Source organism: Paenibacillus sp. LjRoot153, from assembly GCF_964253085.1.
GTDB lineage: Bacteria > Bacillota > Bacilli > Paenibacillales > NBRC-103111 > Paenibacillus_E.
This window is the reverse complement of record NZ_CAXUQH020000001.1, coordinates 6,912,082-6,938,396: the sequence shown is the minus strand read 5'-3', so window position 1 is coordinate 6,938,396 and position 26,315 is coordinate 6,912,082. Positions and strand designations below refer to the sequence as shown.

The 26,315-nt window shown below is 43.0% G+C and carries 27 protein-coding genes; 17 read left to right on the top strand and 10 right to left on the bottom strand.

Annotated elements, in window-relative coordinates:
- Positions 1 to 278: 278 nt before the first annotated feature.
- From ACSQ8P_RS29975 to ACSQ8P_RS29960, 4 genes are all read right to left on the bottom strand, one after another.
- A complete protein-coding gene (locus ACSQ8P_RS29975) occupies positions 279 to 614 on the bottom strand; it encodes a hypothetical protein (protein ID WP_436238528.1) in 336 nt (111 codons plus the stop codon).
- A 261-nt stretch (positions 615 to 875) separates the two neighbouring features.
- The gene (locus tag ACSQ8P_RS29970) at positions 876 to 1,814 is read right to left on the bottom strand and encodes a 2-hydroxyacid dehydrogenase (protein ID WP_436238527.1); all 939 of its coding nucleotides are present in this window, start codon (positions 1,812 to 1,814) and stop codon (positions 876 to 878) included.
- Positions 1,811 to 2,755 carry an aminotransferase class I/II-fold pyridoxal phosphate-dependent enzyme gene (locus ACSQ8P_RS29965; RefSeq protein ID WP_436239640.1) on the bottom strand — a complete coding sequence of 315 codons (945 nt, stop codon included), beginning with the start codon at positions 2,753 to 2,755 and terminating at the stop codon, positions 1,811 to 1,813. Before ACSQ8P_RS29965 ends, ACSQ8P_RS29970 begins: the two co-directional genes overlap by 4 nt.
- The gene (locus ACSQ8P_RS29960) at positions 2,680 to 2,859 is read right to left on the bottom strand and encodes a hypothetical protein (protein WP_436239680.1); all 180 of its coding nucleotides are present in this window, start codon (positions 2,857 to 2,859) and stop codon (positions 2,680 to 2,682) included. Before ACSQ8P_RS29960 ends, ACSQ8P_RS29965 begins: the two co-directional genes overlap by 76 nt.
- A gap of 50 nt (positions 2,860 to 2,909) precedes the next feature.
- On the opposite strand from ACSQ8P_RS29960, the gene ACSQ8P_RS29955 reads away from it, so the two are divergent.
- From ACSQ8P_RS29955 to ACSQ8P_RS29940, 4 genes are all read left to right on the top strand, one after another.
- Entirely contained in the window at positions 2,910 to 4,235 is a 1,326-nt protein-coding gene (locus tag ACSQ8P_RS29955; RefSeq protein WP_436238526.1) for a UDP-N-acetylmuramoyl-tripeptide--D-alanyl-D-alanine ligase, read from the top strand.
- A gap of 121 nt (positions 4,236 to 4,356) precedes the next feature.
- Positions 4,357 to 4,896: a YncE family protein gene (locus ACSQ8P_RS29950; protein ID WP_436238525.1), complete on the top strand. Its 540-nt coding sequence runs from the start codon at positions 4,357 to 4,359 to the stop codon at positions 4,894 to 4,896.
- Between the two features lie 26 nt (positions 4,897 to 4,922).
- On the top strand, positions 4,923 to 5,336 hold the full coding sequence (locus ACSQ8P_RS29945) for a YncE family protein (protein ID WP_436238524.1): 414 nt from the start codon (positions 4,923 to 4,925) through the stop codon (positions 5,334 to 5,336).
- 230 nt (positions 5,337 to 5,566) lie between these two features.
- Positions 5,567 to 6,082, top strand: a complete 516-nt coding sequence (locus ACSQ8P_RS29940; RefSeq protein ID WP_436238523.1) for a GyrI-like domain-containing protein — start codon at positions 5,567 to 5,569, stop codon at positions 6,080 to 6,082.
- 293 nt (positions 6,083 to 6,375) lie between these two features.
- Here ACSQ8P_RS29940 and ACSQ8P_RS29935 read toward each other — a convergent pair whose 3' ends face one another.
- The 3 genes from ACSQ8P_RS29935 to ACSQ8P_RS29925 are packed head-to-tail and all read right to left on the bottom strand — an operon-like array spanning position 6,376 to position 10,053.
- Positions 6,376 to 7,440 (bottom strand): Ger(x)C family spore germination protein, encoded by a 1,065-nt coding sequence (locus tag ACSQ8P_RS29935; protein ID WP_436239639.1) that lies wholly within the window; start codon positions 7,438 to 7,440, stop codon positions 6,376 to 6,378.
- Positions 7,441 to 7,463: 23 nt separating this feature from the next.
- The gene (locus ACSQ8P_RS29930; RefSeq protein WP_436238522.1) at positions 7,464 to 8,573 is read right to left on the bottom strand and encodes a GerAB/ArcD/ProY family transporter; all 1,110 of its coding nucleotides are present in this window, start codon (positions 8,571 to 8,573) and stop codon (positions 7,464 to 7,466) included.
- Between the two features lies 1 nt (position 8,574).
- Complete coding sequence (locus ACSQ8P_RS29925) at positions 8,575 to 10,053, bottom strand: spore germination protein (protein ID WP_436238521.1); 1,479 nt, start codon at positions 10,051 to 10,053, stop codon at positions 8,575 to 8,577.
- 759 nt (positions 10,054 to 10,812) lie between these two features.
- Here ACSQ8P_RS29925 and ACSQ8P_RS29920 point away from each other — a divergent pair.
- The 4 genes from ACSQ8P_RS29920 (at position 10,813) to ACSQ8P_RS29905 (ending at position 12,898) form a co-directional block, all read left to right on the top strand.
- The gene (locus tag ACSQ8P_RS29920) at positions 10,813 to 11,370 is read left to right on the top strand and encodes a class I SAM-dependent methyltransferase (protein ID WP_436238520.1); all 558 of its coding nucleotides are present in this window, start codon (positions 10,813 to 10,815) and stop codon (positions 11,368 to 11,370) included.
- An 18-nt stretch (positions 11,371 to 11,388) separates the two neighbouring features.
- Positions 11,389 to 11,748, top strand: a complete 360-nt coding sequence (locus ACSQ8P_RS29915; protein WP_436238519.1) for a hypothetical protein — start codon at positions 11,389 to 11,391, stop codon at positions 11,746 to 11,748.
- A 101-nt stretch (positions 11,749 to 11,849) separates the two neighbouring features.
- Positions 11,850 to 12,200: a hypothetical protein gene (locus ACSQ8P_RS29910; RefSeq protein ID WP_436238518.1), complete on the top strand. Its 351-nt coding sequence runs from the start codon at positions 11,850 to 11,852 to the stop codon at positions 12,198 to 12,200.
- A gap of 182 nt (positions 12,201 to 12,382) precedes the next feature.
- On the top strand, positions 12,383 to 12,898 hold the full coding sequence (locus ACSQ8P_RS29905; RefSeq protein WP_436238517.1) for an AAA family ATPase: 516 nt from the start codon (positions 12,383 to 12,385) through the stop codon (positions 12,896 to 12,898).
- 71 nt (positions 12,899 to 12,969) lie between these two features.
- Here the strand turns inward: ACSQ8P_RS29905 and ACSQ8P_RS29900 are convergent, their stop codons facing one another.
- Entirely contained in the window at positions 12,970 to 13,104 is a 135-nt protein-coding gene (locus ACSQ8P_RS29900; protein WP_436238516.1) for a hypothetical protein, read from the bottom strand.
- Positions 13,082 to 13,441, bottom strand: coding sequence for a winged helix-turn-helix transcriptional regulator (locus ACSQ8P_RS29895; protein ID WP_056626055.1), 360 nt, complete (start codon positions 13,439 to 13,441; stop codon positions 13,082 to 13,084). The genes ACSQ8P_RS29900 and ACSQ8P_RS29895 overlap by 23 nt, the downstream gene beginning before the upstream one ends.
- 129 nt (positions 13,442 to 13,570) lie before the next feature.
- Here ACSQ8P_RS29895 and ACSQ8P_RS29890 point away from each other — a divergent pair, with 129 nt between their 5' ends.
- Positions 13,571 to 14,209 (top strand): FMN-dependent NADH-azoreductase, encoded by a 639-nt coding sequence (locus tag ACSQ8P_RS29890; protein WP_436238515.1) that lies wholly within the window; start codon positions 13,571 to 13,573, stop codon positions 14,207 to 14,209.
- A gap of 309 nt (positions 14,210 to 14,518) precedes the next feature.
- Here the strand turns inward: ACSQ8P_RS29890 and ACSQ8P_RS29885 are convergent, their stop codons facing one another.
- A complete protein-coding gene (locus tag ACSQ8P_RS29885) occupies positions 14,519 to 15,496 on the bottom strand; it encodes an aldo/keto reductase (RefSeq protein ID WP_436238514.1) in 978 nt (325 codons plus the stop codon).
- Between the two features lie 337 nt (positions 15,497 to 15,833).
- Between ACSQ8P_RS29885 and ACSQ8P_RS29880 the strand changes: the two genes are divergently transcribed.
- The 8 genes from ACSQ8P_RS29880 to ACSQ8P_RS29845 all read left to right on the top strand — a co-directional run bounded on the left by ACSQ8P_RS29880 (position 15,834) and on the right by ACSQ8P_RS29845 (position 26,294).
- Positions 15,834 to 16,079 carry a hypothetical protein gene (locus ACSQ8P_RS29880; RefSeq protein WP_436238513.1) on the top strand — a complete coding sequence of 82 codons (246 nt, stop codon included), beginning with the start codon at positions 15,834 to 15,836 and terminating at the stop codon, positions 16,077 to 16,079.
- 878 nt (positions 16,080 to 16,957) lie between these two features.
- Positions 16,958 to 17,893 (top strand): ABC transporter permease, encoded by a 936-nt coding sequence (locus ACSQ8P_RS29875; protein ID WP_436239638.1) that lies wholly within the window; start codon positions 16,958 to 16,960, stop codon positions 17,891 to 17,893.
- A gap of 16 nt (positions 17,894 to 17,909) precedes the next feature.
- Positions 17,910 to 18,791, top strand: a complete 882-nt coding sequence (locus ACSQ8P_RS29870) for a carbohydrate ABC transporter permease (RefSeq protein WP_436238512.1) — start codon at positions 17,910 to 17,912, stop codon at positions 18,789 to 18,791.
- A gap of 59 nt (positions 18,792 to 18,850) precedes the next feature.
- Complete coding sequence (locus ACSQ8P_RS29865) at positions 18,851 to 20,368, top strand: extracellular solute-binding protein (protein ID WP_436238511.1); 1,518 nt, start codon at positions 18,851 to 18,853, stop codon at positions 20,366 to 20,368.
- Between the two features lie 41 nt (positions 20,369 to 20,409).
- Positions 20,410 to 21,876, top strand: coding sequence for an aldehyde dehydrogenase family protein (locus ACSQ8P_RS29860; protein ID WP_436238510.1), 1,467 nt, complete (start codon positions 20,410 to 20,412; stop codon positions 21,874 to 21,876).
- 32 nt (positions 21,877 to 21,908) lie between these two features.
- A complete protein-coding gene (locus ACSQ8P_RS29855) occupies positions 21,909 to 22,820 on the top strand; it encodes a dihydrodipicolinate synthase family protein (RefSeq protein WP_436238509.1) in 912 nt (303 codons plus the stop codon).
- On the top strand, positions 22,817 to 23,986 hold the full coding sequence (locus ACSQ8P_RS29850) for a mandelate racemase/muconate lactonizing enzyme family protein (protein ID WP_436238508.1): 1,170 nt from the start codon (positions 22,817 to 22,819) through the stop codon (positions 23,984 to 23,986). Before ACSQ8P_RS29855 ends, ACSQ8P_RS29850 begins: the two co-directional genes overlap by 4 nt.
- Positions 23,987 to 24,101: 115 nt before the next feature.
- On the top strand, positions 24,102 to 26,294 hold the full coding sequence (locus ACSQ8P_RS29845) for a helix-turn-helix domain-containing protein (protein ID WP_436238507.1): 2,193 nt from the start codon (positions 24,102 to 24,104) through the stop codon (positions 26,292 to 26,294).
- Positions 26,295 to 26,315: the final 21 nt, after the last annotated feature.

Genomic DNA, 26,315 nt, shown 5'->3' with positions numbered 1-26,315 from the left:
TGATACGGGTCACGGCGCTGTAACGGCAAGTCCTATGCCTATTTTTTGCGGATGCCCCTTTCTTTCTATGATTGAAATATCTGCCAGCGTGTTCTCTCAAAGGGCTCATAGGTGCCTGAGAAGGCGTCACAATATTCCTGACTGATGCTGAACGCGTTTGGCTGTTCAAGCAAAAGAAAGACGGGGCAGGCCACGTCATTTTTGTGATTTGGAAGATACGAATCCTAGCGCCGTACGTATGGTCATGCTTTATTTTCTTTGTTTAGGCAACAACCCCATTATCTGGAGGTTTTTTTTTTTCTTGAACATCCACATTTCTTTATTCTAATGATTTCCCGCAGCGGAATCGATGTTTGGAAGAAAATTTCTGCTTGCCCTTGCTCTTGTGGGGGAGATATGGTGTCTAGTTGAACAAAATCGGCAAAAATTCGAAGATTAAACCCTTTAATCACACCCAAAGTTTTGGTTCGAACAGCTACCCGCCTGTTGCGCTTAAACGGTTGTATTTCTTTGCTGATGGCTACAATATTCGATATCTTAATTCTTCTTGTCGGGAACTCCCCACCGTCAGCAGATTCTGCAACGACGGTTGTTAAGCCTACTTTTGTGATCAAATAAAAGACTAGGCCCCCCCGCCTTGAACGGTCGCCTTTAGCCTGAATAAGTCCGGACGAAGGAGAAGCAGTTTTCTAAAAAGTTGGTTTTGGGCACTCCAGTAACGTGACGGTCTTACTTACAAAGCAGAGGCAGGGGCAAGCGTATATGAAAGGGCAGTTGCTGGATCCGTTACAGGACTGAAGACATGAAGGCAGCCGCGAGGTAAGAAGACGACTTCCCATTTGTAAAGTGCTTCGCGACTTCAAGCGGCGTCTCTCCTATGCTAGAAAACCCTCATTCACGATGTTCCGAGGCGTTCTGTCCACGTACGCCCGAATGTTGTCAAGCAATTCCGACATGTTAGCTTTCCGGGCGGTATCCGTATACCACGCCGTTCCCGGCGTAAACACAACGTTATTGAGCGTGTATAAGGGGTTTCCAGCGACTTGTGCCACATCGTCAAGGCCCGCTCCCCTGATTCTTCCGTCCTGTAGAAGAGTGAACAATGCTTCTTCGTCCACCAGTCCGCCCCTGCTCGTGTTGATGAACATGGCCGTCCTTTTCATCGAAGCCAGAAGTTCGGGGGTGATCATGCCTTTCGTCTTTGAATGGAATGGCACATGCAGCGAGATAACGTCGCTTCGCCGAAACACCTCGCGGATGTCCGCCACTTCCACACCCTGGACTGCCCTTCCTGATCTATTCGCGCCGATTACATGCATCCCGAAACCGTGGGCGATTCGCGCCACGGCCTGCCCAATGCGGCCAGTACCGATCAGCCCTAACGTGCGGCCAGCCAACTCGCCTGCCAGGAAAGGGCCGTACACATGGCTCTCCCCCTGCCGGACAAGACGATCCGCCAGAATGATCTGCCGATTGACCGTGAGCATGAGGGCAAACACATGCTCCGCCACTGATTGTGCCGAATATGATGGGCAGTTCGACACTGATATCCCTGCAGCGCCTGCAACCTCGATGTCAACCAAATCGCATCCGGTCATGACGAGGGCGATATGTTTGAGCCTCTGAAGCTTCCAAAACGCTGATTCCCGAAGCGGCGTCCACTCTACAATCGCAATGTCTGCATCCGACAATCTTTGAACGGCGGTCGGTTGGTCAGGCCTATCGTAATAAACTTCGAACTCTCCGATTTTCTCCACCTCGCGCACAAAGTCGTCAGGCAGGTAGGTAGGCTCATCCAGATATATTATTCTCATGCCGGATCCATCCTGTTCGTCGTCATCGTTGCGAATTTCAGTATTTTACAGGCATCAGCAAACATGTCCGGGCATCTGGCAAGCGCAATCCGGATATATCGCTCCCCCTGTCCGTGGTCATGCCAGTAGAAGTGGTCCCCCGGCAATATCCCTAATCTTAGCCGTTGCATACGGTCCACCAGGTCCACGCTGCGAAAATTGGGATCCGTTATGCGAAGCCATTCGACGCTAATCATGGAATCTGTATTGTGTAGGGTTAGCCCGGAGGAACGAATCGCTTCCCGCAGAGTTTTGCGGTTTCGGTCAATGGGTTCCCATATGACGGATTGCAGTCCTTCCTGCACCGTATCTTTCAAATATTCGATCAGCAGTTTCAGGATAAACGGGGAAACGTTCAGTAGAATGTCATTGTGAAGCTCGAGCACGTCATCGGCCAAATCTTCACTTATCGCTAGGATGCTGCATTTCAGATCCTGGGTCGGCCACGTCTTTCCCGTATCCTCAACTAACAAATAGCTGATTTTCGATCTCTCCAGCAGTTCGTACTGATCCCATAATGGTTTTCTTGAGAAAAATCGGAACGTGCAGTCGACGATGAGCAGCTTTTCGTATCGTCCGCAGAGCGCAACCAACCTATCCCACTCTTCCCGCGACAGCTCGAAACCTGTGGGGTTGTTGGGAAGCGTGATGAACACCGCCTCCGCCGCGAGACCTGCGAACGTCTCTTCCATCCGGTCAAGGCTGAGGTCCTCCTCATGCAACGGCATCAAGGTCACGTTTCTCCTCCGCATCAGGGTCGCTAGATTGTCAAAGCAGGGATGCAGCAACGCGGCGGTCAGCCCCCGCGAAGCCAGAAAAGTGGCGATCAAATCAATCGATAATGAAGCGGAATAACAAAACAACGTCCGGTTAAGACCAGCAGCGGTCTGCTGTCCAGCCAAGGAGTAGAAGAGGTGACGGAACTCGTCTTCCAAATCTGATTGCCTGGCCGCTTCCGCCCGAACGAACAAGTCGGGCAGTTGCCCGATAATTTTCTTCTGCGCATTGGTTTGCGGTTGATGGGCATGACCGTCGGCTACATTAAACAGCTGGTTGATGCCTATCGATTCGTATCTCGTTAGATTGGGCAGTCGTTCTATGGATTTCACTCGTCTCACGCTCCGCTTAACAGCATTACGAATCATTCACACTACACTATATAGGAGTTCCCCTGCAGCCGACCTCGTGCAAACGCCTATTTTCCGCCAAATACCCACTCCATCTATTTACTTCCAGCGTAGACTACAGCATATATTCGCTATTAAAGGTGGTTTGTGCATGCTGGATCAGAACATACCCGTCATAGCCGTGACTGGCAGCGCGGGAAAAACGACCACTAAAGAAATGATCGCTTCCATCCTGCGGAGACGGTGGAAGATTTTCAAATCTCCGTCAAACTGGAATTTGCCTACAAGTACCCGCAAGTACGCCAAGCGGATCAATGCTCGGCACCAGGCAGTCGTGCTCGAGTTCGGAATGCTCCGTAAAGGCCATATCCAGGCACACTGCCGTTTAATCAAACCGAGCTTCGGCGTCATCACCAATGTTGGAACGGCGCATATCGGCAATGTCGGAAGCCAGGTTCAAGGCATCGCAAGCGCGAAATCGGAGCTGATCCGGCACATGCAGGGAACCGGAACGCTCGTCCTGAATGCGGATGACGCGAATTCCAAGCTGCTGTCCGTCAAAGATTTTCAAGGAAAACTGCTTAAAGTCGGTATCCACAGCAAAGCTGACTACAAGGCACTCCACATCCGATCCTCGAGTCGGGGGATTGCTTTCCGGGTTCGGTTGGACGGGAAAGAGGAGGAATTCTCCATTCCATGTCTGGGGGTTCATAATGTTTACAATGCGCTGAACGCGATCGCCGTTACGCACAGCTTAGGGATGTCAGTGGGTAAAATCCGCATCGGACTGGCAAAATATTCAATTCCTTACCGGAGATTAGTGAGCACGCAGCTTCCGAGGCAAATCACATTAATCGACGATACGTTTAGCTCCAATCCCGATGCAACGAAGGCTGCCCTCGACACGCTCGCTTCGATGAGAAGAAAGCATAAAATCGCCGTCATCGGCTATATGAAGGACATGGGAAAATACGCCCACCAAGCGCATGTTGAGGTGGGGAAATACGCGGCCATGAAAGAGCTCACCCTGCTGTTTACGATTGGAACACTCGCACGACACGTAGCAGCTGGAGCCAAGAAAGCCGGATTCCCCGCAAACCACATTTGCAGCTTCGTGTCCAGGCCTCAGCTTCATAAAGCGCTTGCAAAGGCGATCAAGCCGGATACCGCAATACTGGTTAAAGGCACTCATTTATTGAAGCTGGAGAAGACAGTCTCCTTTCTGAAATGCAGTCTATCCCGGAAACGGTCTTGAGATATACCAGAATGTTTGTCTACAGACGACAAAACAAGAAAGACTGCTGGAGCTGTGATATGCTCCCCATACGGTAGACAGGTGAAATAATAGAACCTGCTATCCTAAGGGGAACTTTTTCATGAGCATAAAACAATATCCAGCGTCGGAGAAACTTATATATTGGAGCAATAATGCGATAAACAATAATGAAACTTGGGCAACTGCGACAAATCTTGGAGACGATAAAATTATACGTATAACCACTTCTTATCCTGATAAAACCATGATGACTACTAAAGGAATTGGAATCGGTTTTAGAAAAGAAGAAGTTGGACGAAATCCAATTGCGGCATCGTTGAATCCTCGAACCAACCGTTTCTATGTTTCGAATGCCGATAGTGGGACAGTTTCCGTTATTAATAGTTTTACGAATCGGGTTGTTTCAACCGTTCAGCTTCCTTTTGGAGGTGGTAATATCATCGTTAACCCGCGTACGAACCGCATTTATGCAATAAGTAAACAGCCGGATGATCACGCTGTGTTGGCGGTTATTGACGGCATGAAAAACCGTATTTTAGAGACGGTCGATCTATTTGGAACAAATCCCGTGGGTATGGCTGTGAATACACTGACCAACCGTACCGTATTTTTATTAATTTTGCCAATATCGGAAATATGAACGTCGTTGACGGGATGACGAACCGGGTGATCGCACAACCATCGACAGGCCCCGCGTTCGGTATTTTTGTTAACATGCGGACGAATCTGATTTATGTTAAAAAAATGGTTGATATTCCGGTTGTTAACGGCATGACGAATCATGTCATTGCCAATATAAGTGCACCCGTTGTGAATCTAAAGACTAATCAGGTCACTCGCAAAATGTCAATTGGAAGCACTGTGGAGAATGTTGTGGTCGATCCCCGAAGAAATGTTATCTATGCTGCAACGATCCCAGGTATTCTTGCAGTCCTTAACGGTTCGAACAATCGTATAATTGCCCGCTTGAGGTTAGGAGTCGAGCCAAATTTTGCTGTGTTAAATAACAGAATGAAAAGGCTGTATGTCTTGAGCGTCAAAGATCAGAGGCTCGTTGTCGTTCAGACGCCTTCGAGCTGATACTGTTGCTAACCAAGTCCAATAGTTCCTTTTGTTATTATGCTAACTGGGAACTATAGCTCAATAAACGATTAAATGAAGCTGCCGCGCGAAGTTACGGCAGCTTCATTACGTTAAAGAGTAGGATAATGTAGGTTTATATTTTAAAGGGATTTTATGGAAAAAATTGAATTATTAGAATATTGACAACCTGTTTAATCATGAATCTTGTGAAAGAGGAGAGGGTATTTTTGCCGGAAAAAATAGCAATTGATTTGGTTGAAGTAGTGCCTTTCAATGCATTGGCAGTAAGAACGGTGATGACACCCGACAAGAGTGGGACGCGGGTGGCGTGGAGCAAGCTTACAGCGCATGTCCCGCTTGACGATGCGCGACTTACGGACGGGCCGTTAGCGTACGTGTTCATTCCGCAGGAGCAATGGAGCAAGAGAGTCGATACACTTTGGGTCGGATTGGCGGTTCGTGAATTTGGGGATGTACCGGACGGCATCGAGACTTTAGAGGTAAGCGGTGGGCTTTGTGTGAGTGCCCGTGTCTACGGAAATGAGGCCCATATGTGGCGAGTATATGATGCGATATTTGCATGGCTCGAGCTGTCACCTGATTATGAAATCGATCGGCGTGAAGGCGTACTCGGGATGGAGACAGTTCCACTTGAACCGTTGAATGCTCTCACAATCCCTTATTCTGAAATCGAAACATTTAACTTTAAAATGCTATACCCTATTCGGAAGAAGTCGTTGTAGATTTCTACGAAGAACTTTTGTTCAGTAAATCCATGTTATCTACAAAGGAAGAGCTAACCCACAAAGGATGGCCTTAAAACTTGCCGTTACAGTCAGTGCTTTGAATCGTATCATAGTAAATCATCAACCTAACGGAAAACGATAGTTAATCATTGGAAGGGCTGCCGAGTGGCAGTCCTTCACCCCGCTAAAGGGCAGAATAGTTCAACAAGAATGCCAGCATGCCTGCATTGGAAAATATCACAGAACGAGAACCGTTAAGAAGATGGTTCTCGTTCTGTGTTTGTGCAAGCTTATTTTCGCACATTCGTCAAAGGTTGAATATGAAGCTCATATGTAACGTTAAATTTCACGTTCGCCCAGAGAGTAGACCATTCATCCTCGCTCATGGGCTTCGAAAAAGGACCTAGTGTAAGAGTACCTATTTCCAGAGGGTCCACTTCCGACTTTTGCATTTTCTTTAGCAGCTCTGTTGTTTGTTTTTCGAAAAGCGATTTTATCTGTTGATGAATTACCGCTAATTGATCAAGGTTGTCTATATCTCCCTTTCCACGGTACTCTTCAATTCGACCTTTGAGCTCGACGTTGAGAGATAATGTTGAGTAGTCGAGATTTAATTTCATCTTTGTCTCGGAAGTGACATTCCCGATCGATATTGATAACTCTGGGATGGTAAGGACTTTAAGGTGATGATTATGATCAATCAGTTGGAATATTTGTTCATTTCTCTTATTAATGTTCGTTTGCAGTTTATCGTTTTTGAAGAAGGCAGTTCCTTCGTAGATAAAATGTTCTTTATCGACCTTGAAAATAGGTGCCACTGGATCGGAGTATGGTGAATAGTACCTTTTCATAAATTGATGTAGATTTACAATAGTCATATCTCCTTGTTTCTTATTTTCATAGTGTTTAAGCAAACGATAAAGTAAATAGCCGGGAATGTCTTGTGTTTTTATTTGATTTTTAATGAAATCATCAAAGCTTCCATTGACGATGACGATATAAAGGCGTTGAGAAATATCAGGGTCCGTAAATAAAGTGTTCATAAGTGATGTAATGCCTTTTTTCGCCAGTTCTTGTTCAATAAATACCATACGAAGTTGTCCTGATTTTACTTCCCGATAATAGCTTAAATTAAAATCCTTTCCTCCCTCCTTCAATAGATCGACTTCTTGGGTAAGCATTTTTTTTGATTCAGAATATATGGGTGGTACCAGTGTGCTTATTCTTAGCTTCCCTTCTGTACCCTCAGTAATCGACCACCAAATCACAGGAGAGATTTCTTCGATCTGATTGTTATCTACAAATGGGGAGCATCCAATCATCCATAGCATACTGCTCATTATGACGAGGAACATCGTATGTTTAAACAGCCTCAATGCTAGATAAGCCCCTTTCGTTTGCAAGCAATCAGAAGGAAGGTTGGGATGAACAAGTAGGTAAATGCCCGTAACCAAATCTGTAAGTTCATCAAAGGGTTCTGTTCAGTTTCATCAAACCACTTGTCTAGAATAATCGTACTTATTAAAATCATGATCCAACAGGTTATAAAACCAATTCGATTGCTCTGTTCGTTTAATCTTCCTGAAACTATTCGAATAGCCCCGTAGAACCATAAGAAATAAAGGGAAATGGCCCACACATAATAAAACATTTGCAAGCAAATTAAAATGATATCAATTCGCTCAAAAACAGGAGTTTGCAGATAACGAATAAGGTCCGTTACCGGAAATCTGCTTTTGTTCAAGTATTGGGAACTAAAAAATAATAAGGAAACAACAAACATAATCAAATACTCAAAGACAGACGTGGTATTAGCAAATGTCAAATATTTCAACATCTTTTGTTTTTGGTTTATCCACGGCCCAATAAAGACCAAGTACTCCGGTCCCGAGAACGCTTGCCAAATGAATAGAATATTCTTCCAGGAGACTGTCGACCAGTCTGCGGGGATCAAGGGATATAAATAGTGAAGTGACGCCATCGATGGGTAGAAGAAAGGAATAAAACATAAAATCATCCAAGCGGAACCAAAAAAGGCAATAACGACAAAGCGTATCGCATTCGTCATTCCTCGAGAGGCCGCGTACAAACAAATCCCAAAGAGAAATAAAATCAACCACAAAGGATTCATGGAAGGGAAGATGATACTATTAATCACTTCCACAGTCCCCAGTGTACTTACATATATTTTAGCAAAAATGAAAAACAGACCAACGAAGGCCAAAACACGAACCGTCCGCTTTCCAAATAGTTGAACGAATCCTTGATATCCTTTGGTGGAAATGTCTGATGAAAACCATTTTGCAATCAAGATCATATTCAATTGTGATAAAATCCCCACGGCAATTAATGCCCAAATCATATAGGGATAAACCAATTTGGAAGGAGTGACTAAGACGAAATATAGCATTTGACTTCGGTTGACCATGAAAAAGACATAGATCCCGCCAAACGTGGCCGTTCTCTCATATAAGGAAGATGCCTTCACATTATTTTCTCCTTTGACTGGTTCGCCATTTCTGTAGGGTATGTAAATATTCAGGACGTTCCTTCATCCAATGGAAAGGACCCCGAATGAAAAGATCTAACCAATCCCTCCAGTAAAGAGGAGCTAAGGGGGCAAAATAAGGCTGTTTCAAAGATGTGATACTATTCAAATGGACAAGAATAACAATTATCCCGAATACTATCCCTAACATTCCGATATAGTTGGCAAGGAAAAGGAAAGCGAATTGAAGCAGTGTGTTTGATTTGGTCACGAGATAATTAGGGACTAGAAACGAAGCGATAGCCGTAACACCTACTAAAACAATTAATATTTTGCTTGCAAAACCAGCTTCAACGGAAGCTTGTCCTACGACAATGCCACCGATCACGCCTAGTACTTGACCCGACTTTGTGGGCATCCTAAGACTTGCTTCTTTGATGATCTCCAGGGTAATCAGCATTAAAAATGCTTCCCAAAATGGCGTAAACGGCAATTTGGTTCTAGATTCTAATAATACAAAAAGAACTTGCATCGGGAGCATCTGATAATGATGCGTGGCTAACGCAACATAGATCGGGACTAATATTAACGAAAGTACATAGCTTACATATCGCAGCAGCCGCAAAAAACTGGCAACCAGCCAGCGATTAATGTAATCCTCTGGAGATTGAAATAGATGAAAAAATGTGATGGGAGCCGTTAACGCAAATGGTGTATTGGCTACTAAAAAAGTAATTTTTCCCATCGATAAAGAGAAAGCGCATAGATCCGGGCGGTCGCTTTGTTGAAATTGCGGGAATATACTATGATAATGATCTTCCATGAATGCCGCAACATGGGACGAATCCATAAAAACATCAAAATCAATGGTAGATAGTTTACTTCTTGCAATGGAAATAAATTCGGGATTTGTCACCCCTTCCATATACATCATGACAACCTCTGTTTTACTTACAGAACCGACAGAAAACCTTTCTGATTTTAAAGATGTCGATGGAAGCCGTCTGCGAATCATTGTCACATTTTGATCGATTTGCTCACTGAAGCTGTCCTTGGGTCCAAACATAATGGTTTCGGTTTCCGATGTTTCGATGGCGCGAGTCAATGGATTTGGAAGAAGTGCTGCCCACCACTGATTCTTCATAGGTTCATAGAGAAGGATGGATCCCGTTAATAGTTTCTGCTGACCTTCCTCCATCGTGACAATTCTGGATACCTTAGCTGTGGCTATGCATTCATTTATTTCTTCAAGATCACAGTGGAGCAGCGGTTCGATAACGGATTCATTTAAGCGTTCTTGGTCAATTAATGTTCTTATGTAGAGAAACATCACCATTTGATCATTATTGGTCCTGCGTTCGATGATTTCTGCATCGTCCATGTTGGCCAAAATTTGTCTAAATGAATCTATCGTTAGGACGGTATTCTGAGGTTCAGGTTTCTCAAAATGGTGTCCAATCTTAAGCTTCTTCCAAAACATAAACACCATCCTTACAAAGTGGGTAGTAAAAATTGAAAATATTGGTTATGCCTTTATAATTTATCCATGACTGGATCATTTATACCCTTAGGGTTCGTATGTATGAGAACTGTTTCATGAGGTGCATGCGGATACATCAGTATTAAGTCTACAGGGTTTAACAAGTCATAGGATAAACTTTCCAAAAATATACACGAAAAAGCAGAGCTGCTTGTAGGGATTAACAACTTATACAAAAAATTATGCTTGAAGCTAAAGGGTTTTCTTGGAGGGTTAGAGAAAGATAGGGCAACCAGAGGTAATAGAAGTGTTGGGATTATTTGAAAATGCCGAGTAGTTAAACTAACGGATAACTAGAACTCAATTCAGACCACAACGAGGCAGCCGGCATTAACCGACCGCCATATCAACAATCGGGCAGGGTTCTTGGGTGGTATCTATTCTTTGTTACGTTTTATCTGAGTTACTTCGATTTCTTCTTAGCTGCTGATCTGCCTTGTTTATTCGGATCATCCGATGGCGGTGCTGCATGCTGTGAGCCGTTGGGTTTAATCGAATCAGCCATGTTCATTGCTCCTTTCCTGAGATGTGTAACTAGTATATGAATATATTGTTATTTTATCCAGATTCGTTCAGGCTAACTGGCAGTTAACTTCAATAACAAATAACCATAGTAACCTAACAAAAATCCATTCTTATCCTTATTTCTAAGCGTTACACTGTAATTAATTAATGCGAAATCGGGATGGTGGTATTTAGATGAAAGTTATAATTGGTGCAGGAGGAACAAACTATGATGGTTGGCTCAGTACACAAGAGGATGAGTTGAATTTACTTTCTTTGGAAAGTTGGAACACCTTATTTAAACCGGGGAGTATTAATGCGCTGTTGGCTGAACACGTGTGGGAACACTTAACTTATGAGGAGGGGATTGTAGCTGCGAACCATTGTTATGAGTTTTTAAAACCAGGTGGGTACATTCGTTGTGCCGTTCCGGATAAAAATTTCCATAACGAAAGGTACCAACAGATTGTTCAAGTCGGTGGTCCTGGTCCAGCTGACCATCCGGCGGCAACTCACAAAATAGTTTATGACGCGAAAACATTCGTAGAAGTATTTGAAAAAGCCGGGTTTGAAGTATCATTGTTGGAATATTGTGATGAAAAGGGAGAATTTCATTATATTTACTGGAACGAAGTAGATGGAAAGATAGGAAGATCCTTTCGATTTGATACAAGGAATTCTATCGAAGGACTTGGTATGGTTTCCATCATTGTAGACGCAAAAAAGCCATTGATAATAAAAAATAAGATCTGAGTGTTTATCACATCATCTATGAGAGTCATGATGGGTAGTTTTGCCTTAATCGTTTTAATCGTTCTAACTCTAATAGCTGTTGCAATCTTTTATGCGTGTGTATTACTGGACTTTATCAATCCAAGCGCTCTACAAGTTCAACTTTTAGGTGTCATTATTATTTTGTTCGGAGTAATTGTTTTGTTGGCTTTTGAAGGTTCTTCTGGATACGGATTTACTTTTGGGTTAATTGAGCTTATTACAGGCATTTTCGGTTCATTTAGAGAATCCCAAAGGGCTAAAGAAGAAAAAGATGATTTAACTAACGCAGAACGTTTGTTGAATACTCATATAGTGGCAGCTGGTCACCCGATCGGCTGCCGTTGTCTATTAAAGTAACGGGCAGCATAGCATGGAAGAAATTGTTTACGGAAATATCCCTCAATTATATACTTTAATACAAACAACACGGGCCGAAGTATGACTATTTAGGAGAAATTATGAAGAAAAAATCTACTGTCTATATTGTGTCAACACTTGCTTTTGTGTTAACTTCTGCTGTAATGAAGAGCATGAATTCGAAGCCCTATTTTATCGCTGGAATTTTACCGATATTGGGTGCGATTTGGCTGATCAACTATATCATCAAAGGCCGCCTTAAACCTAATGGAAGCAAAATCGGTGCATTTGGTTTGGTTTTTTTGTGGTTCGGTACAGGGCTTTGGTTTTTTATTATCCAGTTCAATCTATTGGAGAATTATCAAATCACTTACTTAATTGCGGTCCAATTGATATCCTTTATTTGGATTGCACCAACTATAATTTATAGAAAAATCAAAATTAAAAAGTAATAGGAGAGTTAAGCTATAGTTGGCAATCAAAGCAAGCGGAAAACGATTGCTCAATAAATACAATGAACGGCTGCCTGCACAATGGCAGCCGTTTTCTCAACTAAGGGCAGCTCAATTCTAATAAAGGTTTTATGGAAAGTTAGAAGAATACATTATTAAAAATCCTGTGGAGGATAGGTTGAATGGACAAACTTTCCCCGAGAAAAATACATATTATAGGTTCCGTTGGGAGCGGTAAAACAACATTAGCCAGAAATCTATCAAATAAACTGAGTATCCCACATTATGAATTGGATAATGTTGTTTGGAAGAGACATAAACCGAGAGACATTAAAAGAACCGAGGAAGAAAGAGATCAACTGTTGAGTACAATTATTCATTCAAATACTTGGATTATAGAGGGAGCTCATTATAACGAATGGGTATTCCAAAGTTTTCATAATGCTGATTTAATTATATTTTTGGATACTAAAAACTCGAAACGAAAGTATCGAATTATCAGAAGATTTATCTTACAGATACTCAGAATAGAAAAATCAAACTATAAACCCACTTTTGAAATATTCAGGAACATGTTTATCTGGAATGATAATTTTGAAAGTCGAATTAAACCGAAGGTTGTAAATAAATTGGGACAATATTCTTCTAAGTCCATAACAATAAAAGATACAATCGAAATTATAAGCTCATTAAACTAGCGAAGAACTATAGCTCAATAACCTCATTACGGGGCTGCCGTGAGAACGACGAACGGGAGGATAGTTTGGATTTATCGATCTTCTTTATGTTCTGGCAGGCCGCGCTGCCGGACATGCCTCGTAATCACTTTCGTTATATTGTGACTCTGAGCAGAATGAAACGGACTAGCGTATTGTCGAACGCTAGTCCGTTTCTGTTTGTTCATTTTTCTCCTTTTTGAGCTGCTTTCGCTCAACATGGGCCACTCCCCATTGATGTAAAGTTTCCAAAATCGGAGACAGGCTCATGCCGTATTCCGTGATGGAGTATTCTACTTTCGGCGGGATTTGCGGATAAATGACTCGTTTAACGATCTCTTCCTCTTCCAATTCGCGCAGATGGAGCGTAAGCATCCTTTGAGTGATATCGGGCAGCAATCTTCTTAGCTCATTGAACCGCAAAGGTTTACCTTGAAGCAAATGGTAAAGGATAATCGGCTTCCATTTGCCGACGATCGAATCCAGCGCCACAACGAATTGACATTGGACAGGGTTCTTTTGCATACATAGGCCTCCATTACAGTACCTTTTTTAATACTATACCACATTATTGTGCGTACTTAAAATTTGTAAGTATATATAATATGATTATCCTTGAAAGTATAACTGATTACAGAAGGGAAGTTTTGATTCATGGCAACCGTATTGTACATCACCGCACACCCTCTCGATCCTCAATCATCGTATAGTCTCGCGGTAGGCAAAGAGTTTATCGAAGCGTACCGCGAGGCAAATCCGAGAGATGAAGTTGTTCATTTGGATCTCTACAAAGAGAATATTCCGCAATTTGATGCTGATGTTTTAAGAGGTTGGGAAAAGCTTCGGTCGGGTTCATCTTTCGATCAACTGACTGATGCTGAGAAGTCAAAAGTGGCTTGTCTTGAAGGGATTGTTGATCAATTCGTGGCTGCTGATAAGTACGTATATGTTTCCCCGATGTGGAATTTCACGATCCCACCGGTTTTGAAAGCATACACTGATGCGACTTCAATTCCGGGTAAGACTTTTAGATATACCGAAAACGGCCATGAAGGTCTGTTGACGGGTAAGAAAGTCTTACACATTCAAGCTAGTGGTTCTGTTTATTCGGAAGGTCCTTTAGCTCCACTTGAAATGGGATACAGCTATCTGAATAAGGTTTTACAGTTCTATGGGATTCAATCTATTGAGGCAATTTTTGTTGAAGGAACGGCATTAAAATCACAAGAGCAAGCTCCAGCTATTAAAGAAAAAGCAATTGCACATGCTAAGGAAGTTGCCAAACGATTCTAATCGGGGGACCGTTCTCAAACCGGAATCCATAAGAGCATATCCACCAAAAGTGAAGTAATGCTGCGAAGCTGATTCCGATTACTTTCGGGGGGAGTCCCATTATCCACAGGAAATCAAGTTGCGTATATTTCCCAAATAATAAAAAGGCTGTTGAAGTATTTCAATAGGCTTTTTATTGAACTAACGGTGAACGATAGTTTAAAAACCAAGGAAGAGGTTGCCGAAATCACTCGGCAGCCTCGTGTGAACCAAGAAAACCTACCATCCTTGGTAGGCATTCGTGTTTGTATATATTCAGTATCTATCAGATTAAGCCTTTTGAATTACGCTGCGAATGAAGGCAACTTCTTCCGAATTCAATGGATTTCCAGCTCCATGTGCATTGGATTCCACCTGTTTAACATTCTTGAATCCTGGAATTACGCAAGCGTTCGGAGATTGTGCAAGCGCGAATTGAATCGCCACCCTTACCAAATCTTGAACTTCCATACCGAACCGCTCTTTGATGGGGACAAGTCGTTGGCGGATCTCCAGTAGACGCTCCTTGGTAAATCCTGAATTGGACGCCCGAACATCTCCTTCGCCAAACTTTGGCGGATTCTCTGGATCGAATTTATCGAGCAGTAACCCCTGCGCTAGCGGACCAAATAGAACGACACCTAAATTTTGCTCAGCTGCCCATTCGAACAAATTGGTATCAGGCTGATCAAACTGATTGCCGAAGGCATTATAGTGGAATTGCAACACGTCTGGACGAGTAACTGGACAGACTCTTTTGAAGTCACCGTAGCTATATCCTGATTGTCCGATGACACGCACTATGCCTTCCTTCTGTAATTGACGCATCATTTCAGCCGCTTCTGCCAAATAAAGATCGTTTGGACCGAAGTTCGTGTTATGAAAATAATGAAGATCCAAGTAATCGGTGCCCAAATTCATCAACGATTGCTCTAACTGGTGGCGAATGTGGATAGGTTGCATTGCATTCGGAGCTGTTCCTCGGAACCAGCCGACTTTCGAGGCAATTATAACTTTGTCTCGCGGAACTTCTTTCAGGAAGCGTCCAATTACGCGCTCTGAATGACCGTCTCCATAGACATCTGCAGTATCAAAATGATTAATACCCAGATCAAAAGCGCGTTTTAACCCTGAAATAGAAGCGCTGTCATCGTTGCCTGACCAACCCACTGACTCACCATCTCGCCACGAAGGCCCGCCAATTGCCCAACATCCTAAACTTACCTCGCTTACCTCAAGACCTGAACGACCAAGTACACGATATCTCACGGTATCTACTCCTTTTGGGTTCAATTCATGCTTCCAAATGAAATATACTCAAAAAACAAGCCACATGGAAGAACGCACTTTATGTTTACCTACTTCCCTATTAGTAACTAGTCAATAACGGGCAGGAGAACGTGGTGGCAACGACAGCTAGTTATGGACAGATAGGTGAGACAACTTTCGTATTTTGATATTATTATATGTATAAATTGTGAATGAATATTGAACGTCGGTGAATTAATGATGAAAATTAGCAAAAATCGACAAATTCCTAGAATAATCTATTTTATTATATTATTGTAAGTCGCAAATTCTGCAACACAAAAGGAGTAAGATTTTAATGCAACAAATATCTGATTATCTGTTTATGGGTTCTTTAATTCTATTGGTAGTAACTTTACTTTTTAAAGGTTTAGGTTCAACAGGAGCTTCTAACGCTTCAGGAAATATTGATTTACAAATGCAACAAAACCACAGGAGTGACTTAGTAAAGCAGGATTCGATTATTTCTAGGATTTATAAGTCTTATTTCGTATGGATTTCAATTGCCGGGATTGTAATTTCAATAGTCATATCTAAAGTTTAAGATGATTGGTTCAAGAGTAAGCATGGAAAGTTCATTTATAATTGTAGAAAGAATACTTAGAACGGAGGGATGAATAAAGTGGATATTGCCTTAGCTTTATTATCCTTTTTCTTTATGTTGTTTTTCTTAAGTACTTTTCGAGCAATTCTTAACAAAGATAAAAGTGACGTTCTCATATTCACGACTTCGGTTTTTTTTGCAGCTATTCTCTTTATTAGTGTAGTTGTTTTTGCTCAGTAAATGGGCGGATCCGGGCTATTTTCGGTGCGCTATTTCGGATTTGTATCTTTCTTTTGCTCGTTAGCTATCATTAAAATGTAACAATAGTTACCTTGAAATAGCGACAATCTAGGACTTTATTTTCTAGTCCTTTGCTGTCGCTGTTTCAATTTCTAAGGTCAGTCTAAAACTTAGCCAATGAAGTGTGACGGTATGACAATTCGAAAAGCCGCATGGAATAAAGACATCCAGTCTAATACTTTATTTTCTTCTGACACCAGAAAGCAAGCAGAACTGAAAACAGTAAAGGAGCAGCCGTAGCTGCTCCTTTGACTTGTTGATCGCTTCCTCGGTCACCGGCGCGAAGAGGTTAACCAGATTGCCCGTCGGGATCGCGAAAAAGCACAGCACGGTTCCCCCACGGCATTGTGGACGCGGAACTCGAGATAGCAGTTAAATCATTATTATTACAGCAAAGAATGATAACTGGAGGATTTCGTATCCGCAAAACCCCCGTCCTGTAAGGGTTTTCATACTTCGAATAAAAGAAGTTAAATGAGTACGATAGCCTGTTATTCATTTGATAACTTATTATACAAGGGAAGCCAATAACATTTCAGTCAGGAGGAAGTCGAGTGGCGCAACCCTTGGAAACACAGATGCAAAGAGCTCAAATAAGCTCAATTAAACGATCACAGCTGGTACGAGATCTCATAAGAGATCGATGGATGTATCTACTTTTGTTTCCCGGGATCTTGTATTTTGTTGTATTCAAATATGTTCCGATGCTTGGTCTGGTTATGGCGTTTCAGGACTACAAGCCCTTTACCGGATTTATAAACAGTCCATGGGTTGGCTTTAAACATTTTGAACGATTTTTTATGGAGCCTCAATTCTGGTCCCTATTCCGAAATACTTTACTGTTAGCCATCTATAATTTAGTGTTCTTCTTTCCTCTTCCAATAATACTAGCTCTCATGATCAATGAAGCGCGAAGAGAGATGTTCAAACGAGTCGTTCAAACACTGCTCTATTTGCCGCATTTCATTTCATGGGTAGTTGCTGTCGGTATATTCTATGTACTATTTACGACAGAGGGTGGCGTCGTTAATGAACTGTTAGCGCAGTTCGGTTTTGAGAAAATTCCGTTTATGCTAAGCGAAGAATGGTTTAGACCGATGATTATTGCCCAATCGATTTGGAAAGAGGCAGGTTGGGGAACGATTATCTTCTTAGCCGCTTTGTCTGGCGTCGATTTGCAATTGTACGAGGCCGCTCGGATGGATGGGGCTGGCCGCTGGCGTCAACTCTGGCATATTACGATTCCTGCTATCCGCAGCACGATTGTGATTCTGTTTATTCTTAGATTGGGCAGCTTCCTTGATACAGGCTTTGAGCATATCTTCCTTATGCTGAACTCTATGAACCGTGAAGTGGGCGAAGTGTTCGATACCTATGTGTATATGAAGGGTTTGACACAGGCTCAATATAGTTATAGTGCTGCAGTTGGTTTGTTCAAATCATTAGTGGGGCTGGTACTTGTCCTCGGCGCGAACAGACTAGCGAAGAAATTTGGCGAAGAAGGCGTTTACTAGGAGGTGGAGATAAACAATGCCAACGAATGACAAGACAGTAGGCAATAAAATATTCGACTGGGTTAACTATGCGTTATTAACCCTCGTTTCCATGATCACGATTATACCGTTTGTTTATATTGTTTCGGTATCGTTTGCAGCCCCTTCGGAGGTTGTCAAGGGCGGATTGCTTTTGATACCTACCCAATTTACGCTTAGCGCGTATAAATATATTTTTTCAACAGACACCATGATTAGAAGTATCGGAGTATCGATTTATGTAACCGTTTTAGGAACATTGATCAATCTTATACTCACTTCGTTTACAGCGTATCCATTGGCTCGGGCCACGTTGCGTGGGCGTAAAGCCTTTATGCTATTGATCCTCATAACGATGCTTTTCAGTGGCGGTATGATCCCGACGTACTTCGTCGTCAAGTCGGTTGGTCTGATTAATTCGTATTGGTCTCTTATGATTCCAACAGCCATTAGTGCATTTAACTTAATCGTTCTAAAAAACTTTTTTCAGCAAATTCCAGATGGTTTGGAAGATGCTGCGAGAATTGATGGCTGTAACGATATCGGTACTTTATTCAGAATCGTGCTGCCTTTGTCTATGCCAGCTATGGCGACTTTCGGCCTGTTTTACGCTGTGGGACATTGGAATACGTTCTTCCATGCAGTCATTTATATCAACGATTCTGAGAAATGGCCCGTACAGGTTGTGCTTAGGCAAATTGTTCTCATGTCTCAAGACAAAATTGGCGATTCGACCTCACAGTCCGATCCGACGGATTATTTGCCTCAAACGATTCGGATGGCTTCAATTGTGGTCGCGACAATACCAATTGTTCTCGTATATCCGTTCTTACAGAAGCATTTCGCAAAAGGCGTTTTATTAGGTTCGGTAAAGGGATAACCTATAATGGTTCATCTTTGCATATGTACCATATTATTCATAATTATGGAGGGGTAAGAATGATGAAAAAAAGGTATATGGCTTTACTTTGCTCCATCGCGTTGACAACAGGTACACTTGCAGGTTGTGGAAACAGCACAGATCCGAAGAAAGAAGAAAAAACAGTGGATAACGCACCATTAGAGGTAACTATTGCTACGCCGCAGGTAGGGGAAGCGCCTAAAAAGGGCAGCGATATCGAGTTGGCGATAGAGAAATATACGAATGCCAAAATCGATATTCAATGGATTCCAGATGCTGCTTTTGAAGACAAAAAGAACATCATGATTGCTTCTAGTGAAATGCCTAAGGCTTTTAAAGTGAAAGCTAACGCTTCGACCCTAAATGCCATCCAGTCCGGCTTATTCTGGGAAATTGGCCCGTTATTAAAGGATTACAAAAATTTATCGGAGCTTAGCCCGATGTATTACGACAACATTAAAGTGGATGGCAAGCTGTATGGGCTGCCGTTATACCGAGACATTGGACGTGCAGGTATCATCTACCGTAAAGACTTCTTTGGTACCCTTGGATTGAAGCCACCAGTTACGCTTGATGATTGGTACAATATGGCGAAAACCGTAGCGGAAAAAGATCCAGATAAGAACGGTCAAGCGGATACTTACGGATTCTTCTTGGATAAAAACTATAATGATCCAGTTCTTAGCAGCAGCTTCATGACTCGTCTTTCTGTTCCGAATGGAGCACCTAATAAATGGGGTGTTGAAAACGGTAAAATCGTAGCTGAATTTATGACGAAGCCATACATGGATTCATTGAAGTTGTTAAAACGTTTGTATGCTGAGAAATTAATTAATCAAGATTTCTCCATCGTACAAACGGCTGATTCTGATAATAAATGGAATGCGGGTAAAGTGGGTATCCGTGTTAACACGGTAGCAACGGCGGCAGCGCTCTCTTTTGACAACGTTTCCAAGTCTACGCCGACGGCAGTTGTAGATGTTGTGCCATTTGAAGGTCCATCTGGACTTAAAGTTCCAGCTGAGTCTGGAAACAACGGTTTCTTCCTTTTCCCTAAATCAAGTGTGAAGACAGAAGCGGAGCTGAAGCGCCTGTTAGGTTTCTTCGATAAGCTGCTTGATGCTGAAATGTCAACTTTGCTGACAAGAGGGATTGAAGGCAAACACTTTACCAAGACAGAGGATGGTAAAGGTCAAATTAAGGATTTGACAACGTTCAACCTTGAAGTTAAACCATACCGTGACAGCTTGCCGTCATTTGAAACAGCAGGAAAAGGACTTCCATTGAAGCAAAACGAGCTTCAGGCGAAAGGTTCGAAGATCGCTCAAGATAACCTGAAAAGTGTTGTTCCAAATGTGGCCCTGACATTCAATTCGAAGACCTACGCTGAAAAAGGCGGAGAGCTGGATAACATGATTCGTGATGCTCAAACCAAATATGTGATGGGTAAAATCGATGATGCTGGCTGGCAGACAGAGCTTGATAAATGGCTGAAAGCAGGCGGCGAGAAGGTAATCGCTGAGTATACGGCTGAATACGCCAAACTGAAGAAATAGAGAGTTTGATAAATATAGAGTCTGAGAGACGGAGTGAGAACATGCTTACAAATGCAACTGTCATCGAAAAAACGGCTTACATCAATGGCTGCTGGGTAGAACCTGGCAGCCGCCCTTCTAAAGATCATTTCAGTCCCCTGAATGCTGAGTTGTTAGTTGGACGCAGCCTTCAATTGAGCAAGGAAGATATTGACCAAGCTGTTCAGGGCGCGAAAGAAGCACTGCCGAATTGGTCCAGCTTGTCAGGAACGCAAAGAGCTAATTATTTGTATAAAGCAGCTCAGAAGCTAGAAGATCATCTAGAAGAGTTGGCACAACTTCTCACAGTAGAGATGGGTAAACCGATCGGCGAGGCAAGAGGTGAAGTTAACCGCGCTGTCGTGCTGTTCCGCTATTACGCAGGTGAAGGTCTCCGCAGCATTGGCGAGGTATTGCCTTCCACAGACGGGGTATCACACTTATATACGACTCGGGTACCACTTGGGGTCGTTGGTCTTATTACACCTTGGAATTTTCCTGTCGCTATTCCAGTTTGGAAGATGGCGCCAGCTCTAATATTTGGTAATACAGTCGTATGGAAGCCTGCAGAGCATTCGACGATTACAGCTGCAATGCTCATGCAACTGTTGGAAGAGAGCGGCCTGCCGAAAGGCGTCGTCCAGCTTGTAAGCGGCTCAGGATCCGTTGTCGGACAGAGCATTCTGGATCATCCTGATGTGACAGGAATTTCATTCACGGGCTCGGATAGCGTAGGTAAGCAAGTTTCGCAAGCCGCATCGTCCCGTCATGCGAAGTATCAATTGGAAATGGGCGGGAAGAACGCGACAATTGTACTTGCGGATGCCGATTTGGAAAGAGCGGCAGATGTCATCATTAGCGCTGCTATGCGATCTGCGGGTCAGAAGTGTACGGCTACAAGCCGCGTGATTGTTGAGAAGTCGGTGAAGGAACAATTGACCTCATTGTTAATTGAGCGGGCGAACCGTATTAAGTTGTCTAATCCGCTGAAAAACGATTGTTATCTTGGACCTGTTGTATCTAAGCGTCAATATGAGTCGATTCTTAACTTTATCCAAATCGGTATCCGGGAAGGAGCCCAAGTTCTTGCTGGGGGTAAAGCGAAGACGGAAGGCGAATTTGCCAAAGGGTACTATATTGAGCCTACGATTCTAGATCATGTCGACCCGCAATCTACGTTGGCTCAAGAGGAAATTTTTGGGCCAGTCTTAGTAATTAACGAGGCCGATCATCTCGATCATGCAATCGATCTAGCTAATAGCGTTCGTTATGGTTTGGCTGCGGCAGTTTTCACACAAAATCAAAAGCATATTCATCACTTTGTGAATCGAATCGAGGCTGGCTTGATTAAGGTGAACGGTGAAACCGCTGGTGTGGAACCGCAGGCTCCTTTTGGTGGTATGAAGCTTTCCAGTTCGTATTCTCGAGAACAAGGAAGAGCGGCAATCGAGTTTTTCACACAGGTCAAAACGGTAGTGATTACACCATAGTATTTGAGTGAAACGAAAGGAAGAGAACCCAGATGGATTATGCTGCATTCAGTAAAAGGCTGGAAACGATTTCGGCTATTAACATTACACCTTTTGATGAAGAGACGCGCCGCATTGACTGGGAAGGACTGGAAGCAAATATTGAGTTCTTGCTGGCGAATGGTACTGAAGTGATTGTGCCTTGCGGAAACACGGGCGAATTCTATGCGTTAACGCTGGAAGAAGCGAAGGAAGTGACCAAACGGGTCGTTGAGATCGTAAATTATCGCGCTATTGTCATGGCAGGCATCGGATATTCCGTTGAAACTGCGGTAGAGCTTGGTAAGCATGCCCAACTAGTTGGTGCGGATTGCGTTATGATCCATCAGCCCATTCATCCCTACATCACAACGCCTGGTGCGGTGTCTTATTACCGAAATGTGATTGAAGGTCTGGATATTCCGTCCATTCTATATTTGAAGGATGCACATGTTTCGGATGATATCTTATTTAGCCTAGCACCGTTGGAGAAATGCGTTGGCGTGAAGTATGCAATCAACGATCTTCCGCGTTTTACACAGACCGTGCGCGCAATCAGCGCCGAGCATAACATCGCGTGGATCTGCGGTACAGCGGAGAAGTGGGCGCCTTACTTCTACAATGCTGGCGCAAAGGGATTTACATCGGGCTTAATCAATGTGAATCCTGGTATTTCGAAAGGGATGCTGCAAGCATTAAGGGATCAAGATTGGCCAACAGTTTGGAAACTGTGGGAGGATGTTCTGCCTTTCGAGAACCTGCGTGCCAAATATAATGCCGGTAACAATGTGGTCGCTGTGAAGGAAGCGATGGAACAATTGGGACTTCGTGCAGGTGTCACGCGCGAACCTGTTGATCCTTTGAATGAATTAGATAAGAAGGAAGTAACGAACTTACTAAGAGCATGGGGGCTGCTAACATCATGAAAATTTCAGATCTTAGACTTACTGTTATTGCAATGCCGCGTAATACAGGGTTTGTCTGCAAACATGTCATCGTGGAGATCGATGCGGATAACGGATTAACAGGTATTGGTGAAATGTCGGACTTCTCTCATCTTCCTCACTATTCATTAGACATTCAGGACATGGCTGTGGTGCTCAAGTCTATTTTATTAGGTCAGAGCCCATTTGATATCTCACTGCTCAATAAGGAGCTGCTCAGCAATTTTCCGGAAACGATGTTTTATTATGAAAAGGGTAATTTTATCCGTAACGGGATTGATGCAGCGTTACACGATCTTTGCGCGAAATCACTTGGAATTTCCGTGGCTGAATTTATTGGCGGAAGAATCAAAGAGAAAATTAAAGTCTGCTATCCGATCTTCAGACATCGATTCATGGAAGAGGTAGAAGAAAATCTAGCGATTGTTCGCGAGAGACTCAGTAAAGGCTTTGATACATTCCGCCTATATGTTGGAAAAAACTTGGATGCCGACGAAGCATTTTTGGATGGGGTGAACCAGGAATTTGGATCGAAAGTGACGATTAAATCGCTGGACTTCAGCCATTTGTTGGACTGGAAATCGGCGCTAAAGGCCACGAAGCGATTGTCGCAATATGATTTCCAAATGGTGGAGAGTCCTGCTGTTCAGAATGATTTCGAGGGACTTCATCATTATCGAATGAACACGGAATACCCAGTAAGCGAGCACGTGTGGAGCTTCCGCCAGCAGTCCGAAATGATTAAACATGATTCTATTGATATTTTTAATATTTCTCCTATTTTTATCGGTGGAATTACCGCTGCTAGGAAAGCGGCGGCAGCAGCAGAAGTTGCTGGGAAATCATGTTTGATTGGCACAACCCAGGAGCTGTCTGTAGGAACAGCAGCTATGGCACATCTGGGAAGCTCACTTGTGAATTTGAACTATACGTCAGATCCGACAGGACCTGAATTGTATATTGGCGATATCGTCAAAAATCCAGTTCAATACGAGAACGGATATCTGCTTGTTCCAGGCCGCGACTTACCTGGTCTAGGTATGGAGCTGGACTGGGATCAAATCAACAAATATCGCGTGGAAGATTTAAGCTGGGGGAACGTTTCCGTTCATCAACTTCAGGACCGTACCTCGCAAACCAAGAAGTAATCATTCAAGCAGCCGTCCTCAAATTAACACCGGACGGCTGGTTTTGATATAATAAGGGTCTTGAAACGAAAGTAAACAGAAGTGAGGAATGAAGTTGCCCACCTATTTATATCGTATGATCCTATTCGCTATGCTGCTTGTTGCCATTCCAGTCGTATCAATCGGAATGATTTCTTATCACATTTCCTCCCAGGATATAGAGAAAAAGGTTAAAGAAAGCAATGCCCAAATTTTGCTTCAGAATCAGATGAGAATTGAGCAAGTATTGAAAAATGTAGAAATGGGTGCAGTGCAATATTTAAATTCACCGCTTGTAACAGACAACCTCTACAATGCTTTGACACAGGATGATTTCCAAACGATTACAAGCCTTGCTAAAGGTTTATATAACTTGCACTCTTTATCTGGCGTTGCTGACACTCATCTCATTAACATGGAAAAGAATTGGATGATCAGTAATCTAGGATTTACTGGTACGGAGGATTATTCGAATAAAGAGCTTTTAAACGACTACACAAAGAATGCCAAAAATTTATTCTGGCTAGCTGACGAAAAGGGGATTCGGATGGTGGTAAAACTCCCGATGATCGCTCCCTCGACAGCCCCGAAGGCTTTATTAATCATAGAAATGTCAAAGAAAGAAATGGAAAAAGGGTTAGCGCAAACGAAGCAGTTGGGAGATATCTACGTACTGAATCGCGAACACATCCCGTTCTTAAGTAATGCGGGTGCTGACTACATTTCAGATTCAATCCTAGAGCCCTTGAAAACAGTCGCAGATGCAAACGGTTATTATGAAGGAAAAAATAAGGCAGTGAATTATCGAACATCTTCCAATAATTGGATCTATGCTTCCGTTGTATCTATTGATCAAGTGACGATGGAATCCAAGAAGATTGCACTCGTTACGATAAATGTCTGCCTGATTGTCTTTATCGTGATTGCAGCAGCCGCCTTCTATGGGAGTAGACGGATGTATTCCCCGATTCGCCGGTTGTTTCAGACGATGGAGCAATTCGGTGGCGAAACCACAGAGCCTCGCAAGAAAGATGAATTTGCTTATATCGAGGATCGATTTAATGCTTTATTCCGAACGCGGAAGCAGTTTCAACAGCAGCTTCAAGGTCAAACGGGACAGATGAAAGAGTTCTTCCTGTTGAAACTGTTCATGGGACAGGTGACGGAGAGCGAATTTGCTTTCAAGTGTGATGCCTATGGCTTCGCGGAAAAAGGGAAGCCCATGGGTGTGATTGCGCTGCAGATCGATTCCCTTCAGGATACGAGATACATGGAAAGCGATAAGGAATTGCTGCTATTTGCTATCCATAACATCGTCAGTGAGCTTTTGCCAGCTAATCGTTTGCTTGGATCACTGTTGCTGGATCAATCTCAAGTATCCCTGCTTACTGGTGATGTCGATGATCCTCAGGAACTGCAAAGGAGTTTTCATCAGGCAGCAGAGGAAATTAAATGCAAGGTTCATGAGCTGCTACAGCTTAAAGTCAGCATTGGGATCAGCCGCGTGTTTTCCCGGTATACGGATGCCATGAATGCGCATGCAGAGGCTTTGGAAGCGCTGAAAAGAAGGATCCGTCTAGGAAGTGATATCATCATCCATTATGATGATATCGAATCGGTTCATGAGAACAGCAAGTATCTGGTAACATCTCTGAATTACTTGAAAGATTATTTAGTCAACGCATTAAAAACGGGTGATGCAATCTCTACCTTTGATCATTTTGATCAATATGTTGCGTCGATCATGGAAAGAGATATCCGGTTTAACGATTTTCAATTCGTGATGGTTGAGCTGATCACGGAGATTCATGGCTATGTCCAGCAGCAAGGTGGAACGTTGGAAGGCTTAATCAGTACCAAATCGGTGCTCCATGCTTTCATGAAACTGAATACGGTACAAGAGATTACGTCGTGGTTTAAGACTGATTTGCTGCCACCTGCTCTTGCCTTCTTCAAAGGACGCGCTGATTCGCAATATATCAATCTCGCGCATCAAATGGTCGAAATGATCCATGAAGGCTATGAACAGGATATTTCCCTTGAGTCGTGTGCCGCGAAGCTTAAATATCATCCTGTTTATGTAAGTCGTGTTTTTAAGAAGGAGACAGGCGTTACTTTTATTGATTATTTAACCAACTATCGGGTAGACATGGCGAAGAAATGGCTGAAAGAGACAGATATGAAGATTTCGGAAATAGCCGAGCGACTTAATTATGCTAATTCAACTGGCTTTATCCGGACATTTCGAAAGCTTACAGGGATGACACCTGGTCAATATCGTGAAACGTAAGTTAAACATCAGGAGGGGTAC